Origin of the sequence: Nocardioides daedukensis, assembly GCF_013408415.1 — a bacterium.
GTDB classification, from domain to species: Bacteria; Actinomycetota; Actinomycetes; order Propionibacteriales; family Nocardioidaceae; genus Nocardioides; species Nocardioides daedukensis.
This window is the reverse complement of record NZ_JACCAA010000001.1, coordinates 2,323,775-2,337,848: the sequence shown is the minus strand read 5'-3', so window position 1 is coordinate 2,337,848 and position 14,074 is coordinate 2,323,775. Positions and strand designations below refer to the sequence as shown.

The 14,074-nt window shown below is 68.8% G+C and carries 13 protein-coding genes; 6 read left to right on the top strand and 7 right to left on the bottom strand.

Annotated elements, in window-relative coordinates; all coding sequences use genetic code 11:
• Positions 1 to 173: 173 nt before the first annotated feature.
• Both BJ980_RS11585 and BJ980_RS19460 read left to right on the top strand, forming a co-directional pair.
• Positions 174 to 2,453, top strand: a complete 2,280-nt coding sequence (locus BJ980_RS11585; protein ID WP_179502430.1) for a transglycosylase domain-containing protein — start codon at positions 174 to 176, stop codon at positions 2,451 to 2,453.
• Positions 2,446 to 3,888 (top strand): glycosyltransferase 87 family protein, encoded by a 1,443-nt coding sequence (locus BJ980_RS19460; protein WP_179502429.1) that lies wholly within the window; start codon positions 2,446 to 2,448, stop codon positions 3,886 to 3,888. Before BJ980_RS11585 ends, BJ980_RS19460 begins: the two co-directional genes overlap by 8 nt.
• Here the strand turns inward: BJ980_RS19460 and BJ980_RS11575 are convergent.
• From BJ980_RS11575 to BJ980_RS11555, 5 genes are all read right to left on the bottom strand, one after another.
• Positions 3,849 to 4,892, bottom strand: a complete 1,044-nt coding sequence (locus BJ980_RS11575) for an alanine racemase (RefSeq protein ID WP_179502428.1) — start codon at positions 4,890 to 4,892, stop codon at positions 3,849 to 3,851. The two genes, BJ980_RS19460 and BJ980_RS11575, sit on opposite strands and share 40 nt — an antisense overlap.
• Positions 4,892 to 6,070 (bottom strand): lipid II:glycine glycyltransferase FemX, encoded by a 1,179-nt coding sequence (locus BJ980_RS11570; protein WP_343047791.1) that lies wholly within the window; start codon positions 6,068 to 6,070, stop codon positions 4,892 to 4,894. Before BJ980_RS11570 ends, BJ980_RS11575 begins: the two co-directional genes overlap by 1 nt.
• Before the next feature lie 22 nt (positions 6,071 to 6,092).
• Complete coding sequence (locus BJ980_RS11565) at positions 6,093 to 6,887, bottom strand: deoxyribonuclease IV (RefSeq protein WP_179502427.1); 795 nt, start codon at positions 6,885 to 6,887, stop codon at positions 6,093 to 6,095.
• 24 nt (positions 6,888 to 6,911) lie between these two features.
• On the bottom strand, positions 6,912 to 8,309 hold the full coding sequence (locus BJ980_RS11560) for a threonine dehydratase (protein WP_218855487.1): 1,398 nt from the start codon (positions 8,307 to 8,309) through the stop codon (positions 6,912 to 6,914).
• A gap of 224 nt (positions 8,310 to 8,533) precedes the next feature.
• Positions 8,534 to 9,736, bottom strand: coding sequence for a serine/threonine-protein kinase (locus tag BJ980_RS11555; protein WP_179502426.1), 1,203 nt, complete (start codon positions 9,734 to 9,736; stop codon positions 8,534 to 8,536).
• A 223-nt stretch (positions 9,737 to 9,959) separates the two neighbouring features.
• Here BJ980_RS11555 and rpsF point away from each other — a divergent pair, with 223 nt between their 5' ends.
• The 4 genes from rpsF (at position 9,960) to rplI (ending at position 11,707) form a co-directional block, all read left to right on the top strand.
• Positions 9,960 to 10,247 carry a 30S ribosomal protein S6 gene (rpsF, locus tag BJ980_RS11550; protein WP_179502425.1) on the top strand — a complete coding sequence of 96 codons (288 nt, stop codon included), beginning with the start codon at positions 9,960 to 9,962 and terminating at the stop codon, positions 10,245 to 10,247.
• An 86-nt stretch (positions 10,248 to 10,333) separates the two neighbouring features.
• Positions 10,334 to 10,927 (top strand): single-stranded DNA-binding protein, encoded by a 594-nt coding sequence (locus tag BJ980_RS11545; RefSeq protein WP_179502424.1) that lies wholly within the window; start codon positions 10,334 to 10,336, stop codon positions 10,925 to 10,927.
• Between the two features lie 82 nt (positions 10,928 to 11,009).
• Positions 11,010 to 11,246, top strand: coding sequence for a 30S ribosomal protein S18 (gene rpsR / locus BJ980_RS11540; RefSeq protein WP_017933521.1), 237 nt, complete (start codon positions 11,010 to 11,012; stop codon positions 11,244 to 11,246).
• A 14-nt stretch (positions 11,247 to 11,260) separates the two neighbouring features.
• Complete coding sequence (rplI, locus tag BJ980_RS11535) at positions 11,261 to 11,707, top strand: 50S ribosomal protein L9 (protein ID WP_179502423.1); 447 nt, start codon at positions 11,261 to 11,263, stop codon at positions 11,705 to 11,707.
• A gap of 53 nt (positions 11,708 to 11,760) precedes the next feature.
• Here the strand turns inward: rplI and BJ980_RS11530 are convergent, their stop codons facing one another.
• Both BJ980_RS11530 and BJ980_RS11525 read right to left on the bottom strand, forming a co-directional pair.
• Positions 11,761 to 12,342, bottom strand: coding sequence for a hypothetical protein (locus BJ980_RS11530; protein ID WP_179502422.1), 582 nt, complete (start codon positions 12,340 to 12,342; stop codon positions 11,761 to 11,763).
• Between the two features lie 27 nt (positions 12,343 to 12,369).
• Positions 12,370 to 13,698 (bottom strand): MATE family efflux transporter, encoded by a 1,329-nt coding sequence (locus BJ980_RS11525; protein WP_343047790.1) that lies wholly within the window; start codon positions 13,696 to 13,698, stop codon positions 12,370 to 12,372.
• Between the last annotated feature and the right edge of the window lie 376 nt (positions 13,699 to 14,074).

The following is a 14,074-nucleotide window of genomic DNA, read 5'->3' as shown; positions in this document are numbered from 1 at the left end:
CGACCTATCGTAGCGATATATCACTGGCATCGGAAACTTGTGGTGAACGGCGTGTGTCCGGCTCAGGAATCGGGCGATGATCCCCTCGCTTCGCGATGTGCCGCGTATCGTTGCCCACCGGCCCATCGCACAAGCCCTTCCCCATGTAGGACCGGACCAGACGGAGACCGAAGTTGAGTGGAAAGCGCAAGGCGGCCTCGCCTGCTCCCCGGAAGAAGAACGCGCCCAAGGGTACTGCGGCCACGGGTGCGGACGACATGGCTCCGTGGAAGCGTCGGCTGAGGAAGACCGCCAAGTGGACCGGCATCACCGGCCTGGTCCTGGTCCTGATCGGCGCCGTCGCGTTCGTCGTCCTCTACAACACGATCGACGTCCCGGACCCCAACTCCGACTTCCAGACCGAGACGACCTATGTCTACTACTCGGACGGGAAGAAGGAGATCGGGCGCTATGCGCAGCAGAACCGCAACTCGATCCCTCTCTCCGAGATGCCTGATGCGGTCAAGGACGGCGTCGTCGCCGCCGAGAACCGCTCGTTCTGGACCGACAACGGCCTGGACTTCAAAGGCATCATCCGCGCCGCGCTCTCCAACACCCAGGGCAATGGCCGCCAGGGCGCGTCGACGATCACCCAGCAGTACGTCAAGATCCTCTACCTGAGCTCCGAGCGCTCCTACACGCGCAAGATCAAGGAAGCCTTCGTCTCGCTCAAGCTGGTCCGCCAGCAGAGCAAGGAGGAGATCCTCGAGGGCTACCTCAACACGATCTACTTCGGCCGCGGGGCCTATGGCATCGACGCGGCTGCCCAGGCGTTCTTCGCCAAGCCGGCCAAGAAGCTCTCCACCCCGGAGAGCGCGGTGCTGGCCTCGGTGATCAACAACCCCACCCGCTTCGACCCCGCCAACGGTGAGGACTCCGAGGCGGCGCTCCTGCAGCGCTACCGCTACGTCCTGTCCGGGATGGCCGAGTCCGGCAGCATCACCCCCGAGCAGGCCGATCGCCTCGGCAAGAAGCTGCCGGAGTTCCCCGAGATCAAGGGGGAGTCGACGTACGCCGGCCAGCGCGGCCACGCGCTCGAGATGATCAAGCGCGAGCTGGTCAAGCTGGGCTTCTCCGAGCAGGAGATCAACGCCGGCGGCCTGCGAGTCACCACGACCTTGAAGAAGAAGGTCATGCAGGCCAACCAGAAGGCGGTCGAGAACCAGGGGCCGGAGGGCAAGGGCCTGCACGTCGCCACCGCGAGCGTGGAGCCCGGCACCGGCGCCCTGCGCGGCTTCTACGGCGGCCAGGACTACCTCGACTCGCAGATCAACTGGGCCGTGTCGGGTGGCGCCCCCGGCTCGACGTTCAAGCTCTTCGCCCTTGCTGCCGGCCTGGAGTCCGGCTTCTCCCTCAAGGACACCTTCGAGGGGAACTCGCCCTACCGGTTCAAGTCCGGGGGCGGACGGGTGCGCAACCAGGGTGACACCAACTACGGCCGGGTCAACCTGATCAAGGCGACCGAGGACTCGGTCAACACCGCGTTCGCGGACCTGACCATGTCCCTGCCCGACGGGCCCAAGGACGTCCTGAAGATGGCCACCAAGATGGGCATCCCGAAGTGGGACAAGTCCCAGACGGGGATGGACCACCTGCGCACCTCGCCCGGCCTGGTGCCGAACGGCCAGATCGCGCTCGGCTCGGCCACGGTCAGCCCGATCAACATGGCCAACGGCTATGCCACGATCGCCAACCGGGGCAAGGTCGCCGAGGTCTACCTGATCGACAAGGTCGTCGACCGCTCCGGCGAGGTCCGCTACCGCCACAAGAACAGCACCAAGCGGGTGCTCGACCAGGACCTGGCCGACGACACCTCCTATGCCCTGCAGCAGGTGATCAAGTCCGGCAGCGGCACCAAGGCCCTGGCCCTGGGTCGTCCCGCCGGCGGCAAGACCGGCACCGCCACCAACTCCAAGGACAAGGTCTCCTCGTCCTGGTTCGTCGGCTACACGCCGCAGCTGTCCACCGCGGTGATGATCACCAAGGGCACCGGCAACGAGTCGATCGAGGACGCCGTACAGCCGTTCTTCGGGGGCACCTTCCCGACGCTGATCTGGACCGAGGCGATGGAGCGGGCGTTGAAGGGCGCCGAGGTCAAGGAGCTGCCGAGCGCCAAGTTCGTCGACGGCGACGCGCCCAGCCGCGGCCACGCGCCGGCGCCCCCGCCGGCGCCGCAGACACAGGAGGCCGAGCCGTCGGAGTCGGCGAGCGAGTCGGAGAGCACCAGCCCCTCGCCGTCGAAGTCGACGCAGGCGCCCAGCACCACGCCCACCCCGTCGAGCCCGCCGCCGCTGCCGGACCCGACCGACCCGTGCTCGATCGGGGGCTGCCCGTCGGGGAGCCCCACGCCGTCGGAGGAGCCATCGCCCTCGGGACCGGGCCAGAACAGGTCGACTCCCGCCGGCCGTGAGTGAGCCAGGGTCCGACGACCGGGTCCATCCCACTCGGGAGGACCCGGTCGTCGGCGCGCTCAGCGAGTCCGTCGGTGGGCGCTTCGGCAGGTACGCCGTGCCGCACCGTTGGTGGACGCCCGCCCGCGTGGTCCTCGCAGTGACCGCAGTGGTCTTCGTGCTGGGGATGGTCCAGAAGGCCCCGTGCTACCAGGACACCTGGCGCAACGGCGAGGCCAGATATTCGAAGATGTGCTACTCGGACATGCCCTACCTCTATGTGGGGCGCGGCTTCGTCGAGCGGATCTGGCCCTACACCGACGACCAGGAGATCCGGCAGCGCTTCGAGGCGATGGAATATCCGGTCGGCATCTCCTACTTCGCCTGGGGTGCGTCCGTGGTGACGCACTGGGTGTCTGGGACGGGGTCGGTCGACGAACGCTCGAACACCCCGATCGACGTGGTCAGCAACGAGCCGCAGGTGCTGAAGGAGACCAACAACTACGTCGCCGTCAGCGCGGTGATGCTCGGGATCGCGACGCTCCTGGCGGCCTGGTTCCTGCTCGGCGTACACCGCAGGCGTCCGTGGGACGCGATGCTCTTCGCCGCGGCCCCGGTCCTGGTCTTCAACGCCCTGATCAACTGGGACCTGCTCGCAGTCACCCTCGTCGCCGGCGCGCTGTGGGCCTGGTCGCGGGACAAACCCGTGCTGACCGGGGTGATGATCGGCCTCGGCACCGCCACCAAGCTCTATCCGCTCTTCCTGCTCGGCGGGGTGCTGGTGATGTGCATCCGGCGCCGCGAGTGGGTGCCGATGGTGAGCGCCACCGCCGCCGCGGTGCTGGCCTGGCTGGCGGCCAACGCGCCGGCGTTCCTGACCGGGCGTGAGGACTGGCAGGTCTTCTGGACGTTCAACTCCGAGCGCGGCGCCGACCTGGGCAGCGTGTGGCTGGTGCTGGCCCAGAACGGGCACGACTTCGGCCACGAGACGATCAACAAGGTCTCCTGGATCTTCTTCATCGCCTGGTGCATCGGGGTGCTGCTGCTCGGCCTGGCCGCCCCGAAGACCCCGCGGCTGGCTCAGCTCGGCTTCCTGATCGTGGCCGGGTTCCTGCTGGTCAACAAGGTCTACTCACCGCAATACGTCCTGTGGCTGCTGCCGCTCGCGGTGCTGGCCGTGCCGCGCTGGCGCGACCAGCTGATCTGGCAGGCCGGTGAGCTGTTCTACTTCGCCGCGGTCTGGTGGTACCTCGGCGGATTCCTCGAGGCGGGCGGCGACGGCGAGTCACCGATGTACTGGGTCGCGATCGTGCTCCGGATGCTCACCGAGCTCTATCTCGTGGTGATCGTGGTCCGCGACATCCTGCTCCCGCAGCACGACCTGGTCGAGCGGGAGGATCCGGTGGGTCGGCGCGGGTCTCAGCCGATCTCGACGCGGTCGAACGACGTCGCGGTGTAGCGCACGCGTACGTCGATCTCCTCGCCGACGGCGGGCACGGGCGACCCGGCCGGCACGAACAGCATGCTGGCCTGCATGTGCGGAGGCTCGGCGAAGAGGCGCTGCTTGCCGCCGATGCTGTACGGCGACCGCACGAACCCGGCCGCGTCCATGCCGCCGCGGGCGATCGCGCTCGCCCGAGCCTTCATCGTGTTGGCGCCGGTGGGCGCCTCGAGCCCGATCCCGTGGGCGGTGCCGCCGCTGACGATCAGGATGGTTCCCGACTTGGGCGCGGAGCGTCCGCGGTAGCCGAAGATGTCACCCCGGTCGACCTCGTGCGAGTCCAGGACCGAGGCCTTGACCGTGAACGCGTCCCGGTCACCCAGCCACAGCGAGGTGCCGATCCGCGGTCGGATCGTGTAGTCGGGCCAGGAGCGGCCCAGGCTGGCCAGCTCGGCGTCGGTCAGGTGGCTGACCCAGATCGTGGTGGCCGGCAGCCCGGCGGCGACGGCGTCGGTCATCAGTCGCTGCACCTCGGACAGGTGCGAGGCGCCGGTCATCGGCAGGTGGAAGGCGACCCCCTCGAAGGTGCCGGCCGGGTTGGCGTCCAGCCACTCGCCGGCCTCACGGAGCCCGCGGGCACTGAATCCGTGGCGCAGCATCGAGGTCATCCGCTCGAGGACGAATCGCGCCTCGGGGTCGCGGCCGAGCAGCCCCTGCAGGTCCTCGAGGCGTCCGACGGTGTGGATCACCCGCGGGTTGGGTGCCTGCGGCGCCTCGAACGAGCGCCACGGGGTGAGCACGAGCAGCGAGCCCGGGAAGTGCTCGGAGACCTCGCCGAGCTCGGCGTACGTGCCGACGGCCAGGGTGTCCACGCCGAGCGAGGCGGCCTCCGTGGCCAGTCGGGCGTTGCCCAGGCCATAGCCGTTGCCCTTGGCGACCGGCACCACCTCGGGGGCGAGGGCGAGCACCCGGTGCTGGTTGGCGCGGAACCGTGCGGCGTCGACGTAGAGGGTCAGGCTCATCAGTTGCCTCCCCGTCGTCCCATGTAGAGGTCGAAGGCCTTGTAGATCACCCGGTTGATCGGCAGGTCCCACTCGCCGACGTACTCCACGGCCTCCCCGCCGGTGCCGACCTTGAACTGGATCAGCCCGACATGGGGGTCGTCGGAGTCGAGGGTGTCGGTGATGCCGCGCAGGTCGTAGACGTCCGCGCCCTCGGCCAGCGAGTCCTGGATCATTGCCCACTGGGCCGCGTTCGAGCCGCGGACCTCACGCTTCTCGCTCGACGAGGCACCGTAGGAGTACCAGGTGTGTGCGCCGACCCGGATCCAGATCGTGCTCGCGACCAGGTCGCCCTCGTGGTGGGCCAGGTAGAGGCGGATCTCGACCGCGGGATCAGCCCCGCCCCCGCTGAGGACCTCGAACATCGTCCGGAAGTAGGACAACGGCCGCGGCGTGAAGTGATCGCGCTCGGCGGTGTGCGTGTAGAGCGCATGGAAGGCCCGCAGGTCGGCGTCGTCACCGGCAGAGACGGTGCCGCGGGTGACCACGACGCCCTCCTTGGCGGACTTCTTGATGTTGCGCCGCCACTGCTGGTTCATCGACTTGAGGATGTCTTCCTCGGTGCGCGGATTGCCGTCGGCGTCGCGCAGCGGGACCACGAAGTTGTACTGCGGCTGCCCTGCGGCGAATCCGCCCTCGACGGCCTGGAGACGCCACCCGGTCTCGTTGAGCTGGCTGACCACGCGGGCACCGACGGCGCTGCGCTCGAGCGGGGCGACCTCGGTGAGACGGCGTACGGCGTCGTCGGCGATGCCGGCCTTGATGTCGGCAGCGGACCAGCGGCCGGTGATCACCGGCGGGCCCATCCGGACACCGAACGCCCCGGCCCGGCGGAGGTGGGTCACCATCGGCGCCAACCACTTGGCCAGGTTGTCGGCCTCCCAGTCGATCACCGGGCCCTCGGGCAGGTAGGCCAGGTAGCGCTTCACCTTGGGCAGCTGGCGATAGAGCACGAGTGCTGCCCCGACGAGCTCACCGTCGCGGAACCAGCCGATCGACTCGCGACGCCACTCCGACTTCACCTTGCCCCAGGCGGGGGTCTGCAGGAAGCTCGCCGAACGGCGCGAGCGGATGAAGTCGAGGTGGTCGTCCGTGGTGATGCTGGCCACGGACAGGACGGGCTGTGATGGGGAGGACACGGCCCGAGGCTATCGAAGTCGCTCAGAGACGCTCGCGCAGCCACGCGAAGTCGGCCGAGTGCTGCTCGGCACCGCCGGGCGTCTCACAGATCACCGGCGCCTTCGCGTCCCGGATCACCGCGGCGAGCAGGTCCGGCTCGATCTTCCCGGCACCGAAGTTGGTGTGCCGGTCGGCACCTGTGTCGAAGTCGTCGCGGCTGTCGTTGGCGTGGACCAGGTCGATCCGGCCGGTGATCGCCAGGACGTCCTCGACGATCGTCTCGAGGGCGTTGCCACCGGCGTGGGCGTGGCAGGTGTCGAGGCAGAAGCCGACCAGGTCGGCCTGCTCCTCGCTCGCGATCGCGTCCCAGACCCCCTTGATCCGCTCCCGGTGGCGGGTCATCGCGTTCGTGCCGCCGGCGGTGTTCTCGATCAGCAGCGGGATCTTGATGTCGGTGGCCGCGACCGCCTTGCGCCAGTTGTCGAACCCGATGCTGGGGTCCTCGTCGTCCTTGATGTGGCCGCCGTGCACGATCAGGCCCTTGGCGCCGATCGAGGCAGCCGCGTCCATGTGCTGCTGGAGCAGCTTGCGACTCGGGATCCGCTGCCGGTTGTTCGTGGTGGCCACGTTGATCAGGTAGGGCGCGTGGACATAGAGGTCCACCCCGGCCTCCTCGGCATCCGCCTTCAGCCCCTCGGCGCCGCCGGCGTAGTTGATCACCGGTCCCTTGTAGGACTGCGGGTCACCGAGGAAGAACTGCACCAGCGTCGTGTCGCGGGCACGTGCCTCGGCGATCGGGTCGGTCTGGTCGACGTGGGCACCGATGGAGAGCGTCATGTGCCCCATCGTAGGAGCCGCGGCTCAGCTCAGCTCGGCGGTGACCCGGGTCATCGTCTCGATGTCGGCGTTGCCGCCGGTCAGCACCAGGCCGGCCCGCTTGCCGCTCACCTGGGCACGGTCGGCGAGCATCCCGGCCAGCGCGAGGGCTCCGGCGGGCTCGGCCAGGTTGTGCGTGGTCCGGTGCACCAGCGCCATCGCTTCGGCCGCCTCGTCCTCCTCGACCCGGACGATCCGCGACGCGCCGCGGTTGATGATGTCGACCGCGATCGGGTCCGGGGTGCGGCAGGCGACGCCGTCGACGAAGGTGTTCGCCTCGTCGGTGCTGACCGGCCGGCCCTGCTCGAAGGAGAGGGCATAGGCCGGGGCCCCGGCCGCCACGACGCCGACGATCTCGGTTCGCAACCCGAACAGGTCCCGGACCAGGATGTTCGCCGCGATCCCCGAGCCCATCCCGACCGGGACATAGATGGTGTCCAGCCCCGGCACGGACTCATGGAACTCGGCGACGTAGGTGGCCACGCCCTCGACCAGCCAGGAGTGGAAGGCGGGAATGTTCAGCAGGCCACGCTCGAGCGCCAGCTGGGCGGCGTACTCCCGCGCCTCCTGGAAGTCCTTGCCGGCGACGATCACGTCGGCGCCGAGGCCCTCCATGCTGTCGACCTGGTCGGGGTTGTTGTCCTCGGGCACGACGATCGTGACCGGCAGCCCGGCGCGGGCACCCGCGAAGGCGAGGCTCTGGCCGTGGTTGCCGCGGGTCGCGGCGATCAGCCCGGCCGGCGCGGGAATGCCGGAGACCCGCAGCCGCTCCATGAAGTTGATCCCGCCGCGAACCTTGAACGCCCCGGTGGGTCCGTGGTTCTCGTGCTTGACCCAGGTCTCGGTCTCGGTGAACCGCTCCATCAACGGCCAGCGGTACGCCGGGGTCGGTGGCACGTGCCGGTTCACCACGGTGCGGGCATAGGTCAGCGAGTTGGGGGTGATGTGCGGGCGTTCACCGGTGGCCGGCGCCAGCAGTGGTTTGCGGCGCGCGGTGGACTCGTGCGCGGCCGGGTCGGCGCCGAGCTGCTCGCGCGAGATCGGCTTGGCCTTCGCGGTCATCTTGCTCGGCCGGGCCGGGGTGGTGGAGGCCTTGATCTGGGCGAGGGTCAGCTGGATCTCGTCGGTCCCGGCCTCGCCGGTGATCAGCTGGTCGGCGAACTCCTGCAGGCGCGCCATCCGGCTCATCGCGACGTCGTTGCCGATCCGGATCCGCTCGCAGTGGACCAGCTTGACCAGCATCGGTGTGGACAGGCCGATCACGTCGGCCAGGTCCGCGAGCCCGAGGCCCATCAGCTGCTGGGCCTTCTGGGCGAGTACGTCGACGGGGTCGCCGTACAGCTCGGCCTGCTGGCGACGCCGATCCGCGAGCTCGGCATTCATCGCAGGACACCCCCTCTGATCGTCTCGGTCCTCCGCACACACTAGTGGTGTGGAGACCAGGTTTCGTCCGGGTTCACCTGTGACAAGGTGATCCCATGAGCCTCACGTCCGAGCTGCTGCTCCTCGACACCCGCCCCTGGGGACTGATCTGGACCCTGATCGCGGCTGCGGCGGTGCTGGCCGTGCTCGGTTTCGTGCTGATGCGCCGCAGCTGAGCCGGGAGCTCAGAGCAGGATCAGCAGGACCGCGGCGAGCGCCATCCCGATGGACGCCGCGAAGCAGGCCAGCGCCACATAGAGCATCGAGCTCGACTGGGCGGGCGCCTGGTGGCCGGACGGCGGGCCGTGGGTGGCGGCGTACCCCTGGTCGAAGCCCTGCTGGGTGGGTGCGAACTGTTGCGGGGCGAACTGTTGGGGGGCGAAGCCCTGGGACGGTGCAGACCCCTGGAGGGCGCCACCGGACTGCGGGCCGGCGTAGACCGGGTTGAACGCTCCGCCGCCGTTCGAGCGTGGGTTGGAGTCGTACGAGCCGGGGCCGCCACCGGAAGCCGGGCCACCGGAGGCGGGACCACCGGAGCTGGGACCGGGCTGGAACTGCGGCGGCGGCACCTCGCCGAGCTGGTCGAAGACCTCGGGCGGCTCGGGGTCCGAGGCCCACGGGGTGCCGGGCGGTACGCCGACCTGGCGCAACATCTGCAGCGCGATCGAGGCGGTGCGGGGACGCTGCGCGGGGTCTTCGTGGGTGATCGCGGCGAGGAACTCGCCATAGCGACCGGTGGGAGCGGCGACCTGGTTGCGCGGGCTGAGCCCGGTGAGCATCTGGATGCCGACGACCCCGAGGGCGTAGAGGTCCTGCTGCGGCTCCGGTGGGGCCCCGAGCGCCTGCTCGGGGGCCATGTAGCCGTCGGTGCCGATCGCTCCGGGGAACCGGGTCAGCCGGACGTCGTCGATCAGGGCGGCGACGCCGAAGTCACCGACGCGCACGTGGGGACGGCGGGTGCCGGTCGGCTCGAGGAGCAGGTTGGCCGGCTTGATGTCACGGTGCACGACACCGGCGGCGTGGATCGCCTCGAGTGCCTGCAGGGTCTGGTCGAGCACGACCGCCGTGTAGGACTCGGGCAACCGACCGTGGTCGCCGAGCAGCGTCTGGATGGAACCGCCGCGGACCAGGTCCATGGTGAACACGACCAGGTTGTCCTCGGCCGCCCAGCCGCCGGGCGCCACCACGTGCGGGTGCTGGATGCGCACCGACTGCTCGCGCACGAAGCGCAGGAGCATGCCGGAGTCGTGCTGGCCGAGCACCTTGGCGGCGACGAACACCTGGTTCTTGAGGTCCCAGGCGCGCCAGACGGAGCCCATGCCGCCAGCGCCGATCTGGTCGATCAGCTGATAGCGGCCGGCGAGCGGCGAGTTTCCGTGAATGCTCATGACGAAGGCAACCCTACCCAGATGTGCGGGTCCGAACCGCCGGGCGACGTACAGCCTGTGCACACCGGTGACGGGCAATGATTTCGTCGCCCGTGGCGCGCGCTGATAGCCTGCACTGTCTTTCGGCTCTGTCGCCCCGACGGTGGCATCCGGCTGACAATCGCAGAGCCCTCCTGCCACGGAGAGACCGTGGCCGCCGAGTCCAGAGGAGGTGGAGACCGCTATGCGCGCTTATGAAGTCATGGTCATCCTCGACCCCAGCCTTGAAGAGCGGACGATTGAGCCGTCCCTCGACAAGTACCTCAATGTCATCCGCAACGACGGTGGCACCATCGAGAACGTCGACGTCTGGGGACGTCGCCGCCTCGCATATGAGGTCAAGAAGAACGCCGAAGGCATCTATGCCGTCATCTCGCTGCAGGCCGAGCCGGCCACGGTCAAGGAACTTGACCGCCAGCTCACCCTCAACGAGTCGATCCTTCGCACGAAGGTGTTGCGCGCACAGGCCTGAGCCTGTGGACAACACCTTTTGTCTGTCGGTGGCTCAAGGCACGATGAGTCCCGACGTACCAATGGATCAGAAAAGGGAGACCTGAGATGGCAGGCGAAACCGAGATCACCGTGGTCGGCAACCTCGTCGACGACCCGGAGCTGCGCTTCACCCCGTCGGGTGCGGCCGTGGCCAACTTCCGGATCGCGTCGACGCCGCGGACCTTCGACCGGCAGACCAACGAGTGGAAGGACGGCGAAGCGCTGTTCCTCGCCTGCTCGGTCTGGCGTCAGGCTGCGGAGAACGTTGCCGAGTCGCTGACCAAGGGCATGCGTGTCGTCGTCCAGGGTCGCCTCAAGGCCCGCACGTGGGAGACCCGTGAGGGCGAGAAGCGCACCAGCTTCGAGATCGAGGTCGAAGAGGTCGGTCCGTCGTTGAAGTTCGCGACTGCCAAGGTCGCCCGCAGCCAGCGCTCCGGCGGCGGCGGCGGTGGCTACTCCGGTGGTGGCGGCGGCTTCGGCGGCGGCCAGTCCCAGGGTGGTCAGTCGCAGGGCGGCTACCAGGGTGGTCAGTCCTCCCAGGCCAACGACCCGTGGGCCACGCCGGCCCAGGGTTCTGGTGGTCCGCAGGGCGGCCAGTCCGGCCCGGCGAACGACCCCTGGGGTGCCCCGGGTGTCGGCTCCGAAGAGCCTCCCTTCTGATCCACAGCTCAACCGTCAACCAAGCCACTACCCATTCCGGCGCTGCCACGAGCAGGGCCGGGCTCTGGAAAGGAGCACCACAATGGCAAAGGCAGTGATTCGCAAGCCCAAGAAGAAGGTTTGCCAGTTCTGCAAGGAGAAGGCGACGGGTGTCGACTACAAGGACACCACGCTCCTCCGCAAGTTCATCTCTGACCGCGGCAAGATCCGCGCCCGTCGGGTGACCGGCAACTGCGTGCAGCACCAGCGCGACGTTGCGATCGCGGTCAAGAACGCCCGCGAGGTCGCATTGCTGCCCTACACGTCCACCGGACGCTGAGGAGGAACGGGAACATGAAGCTCATCCTCACTCAGGAAGTTGTCGGTCTCGGCGCTCCCGGCGACGTGGTCGAGGTCAAGGACGGCTACGGCCGCAACTACCTCATCCCCCGCGGCGACGCGATCCGCTGGACCCGTGGTGGCGAGAAGACCATCGAGTCCATCAAGTCGGCCCGCGCCTCGCGTGCGGTCCGCGACCAGGACCACGCGGTCGAGGTCAAGGGCAAGCTCGAGGCGAAGGCAGTCAACCTGCCCGTCCGCGCCGGCGAAGGTGGCCGACTCTTCGGCGCCGTCACCGTTGCTGACATCGCCAACGCGCTCTCCGAGACCTCCGGCGAGAAGGTTGACAAGCGCACCATCGTGCTCGGCAACCCGATCAAGTCGCTCGGCGCCCACCAGGTGTCGGTCAAGCTGCACGACGAGGTTTCGGCCACCGTGTCGCTGAACGTGGTTTCGGCCTGATCCAGGCACTCATCACACCCCGTCGCCCCCCAGGGCGGCGGGGTGTGCTGCGTTCAGTCCCGGTCTGCTGCCCAGGGACGGGCGTGGGCTGCGAAGAGGTTCCAGATCAACCACAGCCAGAGCAGCACGAAGCCGAGCTCGGCATAGTCGAGCATCGCCTGTGAGTCGGCGGCCGAGGCGATTGCCGGCAGTGCCGCGACGATGACGGCGAACCAGAGGGTCAGCCCGAAGCGGGCATAGAACTTCCGGTCGCCCGCGGCCCGAGCCGCGGCCTTGAAGGCGATCGCGGTGGCGATGACGAAGGCCAGGTCGGGCAGCGAGGCCGCCCACTTCAGGGCCAGCTCGGCGTCCCGGAGCTGGGTCTGCATCGAGGGGAACCAGAAGACCAGCGAGACCACTGCGGCGAGAGCAGCCAGGCACAGCAGCTGAGTGCGCTGGGGGTTCCCGAGCGAGACGATTCCCCAGGCGACCATGGCCCAGCCGATGAAGTCGGGGAGCAGGTCCCAGGCGCCGATTCCTTCACCGCCGAGGGTGTCCAGCGCGACCACGACCAGCCCCATCCCCATCTTCTGCAACGGGGTCATCGACTTGCGCTCGGGGCGGACGCGCGCGCCTTCGCCAGCCTCGTTCTCCACGCCCGGAACTGTAGCGGCGCCGGAGGCTCAGCGCCCCAGCACCATCCACTTCTCCCCGCGGGCCCGCAGCCCCAGCACCACGGCGCGCACCCCCATGAACCCGAACCCGAAGCTGATCCACAGCCAGGTCAGGTCGGGGGCCATCAGCGCGAGCGGCGCGTAGGCGACCAACACCACCAGCCCGCCCCACGCCAGGTAGGCGCCGTCGCCTGCTCCGATCAGCACACCGTCGAGGACGAACACGTAGCCCGCGACGGGTTGCGCGACCGCGGCAGCGAGCAGCAGCGGCGCCAAGGCGTCGACCACGTGCGGGTCGTCGGTGAACAGGTGCCCGATCACTTGGCTGGAGGCGGCCAGCGCGAGGCCGGTGACCACGCCGGACATGATCCCCCAGCGGATCATCCGGCCGGTGATCGCGCGGGTGCCGTCGCGGTCCGAGGCACCCAGTCGTCTGCCGGTGAGCGCTTGCGCGGCGATCGCGATCGCATCCAGGACGAAGGCGAGGAAGCCCCACAGGGTCATCGCCAGCTGGTGGGCGGCCATGCCGACGTCGCCTCCGGCGCGGACAGCGGCGTACGTCGTGACCAGCAGGGCGGCGCGCAGCGTCAGGGTTCGCACCACCAGGGCGACGCCGGAGTGGGCGGCGGCAAGGATGCCGGGTACGTCGGGTCGCAGCGACGCCTCGTGGGCGCGGGCGCCGCGCACCACGACGTACACCAGCATCGCGGCCATCAGCACCTGCGCCAGGACCGAGCCGATCGCCGACCCCTCGAGGCCGAGCGCGGGGACCGGGCCCAGGCCATAGACGAGGACCAGGTTGAAGACGATGTTGATCAGGTTCCCGACGACCGCGGCCACGAGTGGGGTGCGGGTGTCCAGCATCCCGCGCAGGACTCCGGTGGCGGCCAGCATCACCAGCAGCGGGGTGGTGCCGAGGAAGGCGATGCGCAGGTATGCCGTCGCGTGGTCGGCCACCGGTCCGCTGGCCCCGAAGAGCCCGACCAGCCACGGGGTGGTGGAGATGCCGACGACCGTGGTGACGGTGCCGATGATGACTGCCAGCCAGATCCCGTCGATGCCCTGGCTGATCGCGCCACGAAGGTCGCCGGATCCGATCCGTCGCGAGACCGACGCGGTGGTGCCGTAGGCGAGGAAGACGCAGAGTCCGACGGCGGTCTGGATGATCGCGCCGGCGATGCCCAGGCCGGCCAGTTCGCGGGTGCCGATGTGGCCGACGATGGCGGCGTCGGCGAGCAGGAACATCGGCTCGGCGACGAGTGCCAGGAAGGCAGGCACGGCGAGCCGGAGGATCTCGCGGTCCGTGCTGCGGTTGGTCGCGCGCTGCTCCGTCGTCACCGGGTCAGCCTAGAGAAGATTCGACGAAATGGACTATTGACACCGGGCCCAAAGGCCCTGTGGGTAACTCTGTGCAAACTGTGGGTATTGGCGTTCGCCACATGCCATGTCGACAAAGAAACATGTCAGCGGCCGAGAACGGGTCGGGTGGAAAAATAGTTCTCAACAGTTTGCTGTCCACAGCTGCGGAAACTCGTTTGTGCAGGTCAAAGCGGGTGCTGTGACGCATGTGACTCGCTTCTCCACAGGGCTCTCCCCAGACTGTGCACAGTCGCGTGCGTGTCGTCCACGGACATTGCCGACTTATCCCCAAGCCCTGTGGATAACTCTCGTGGTTTGACTTGGCGGGGGGTCCCGGTGGCACGTACGGTCACCG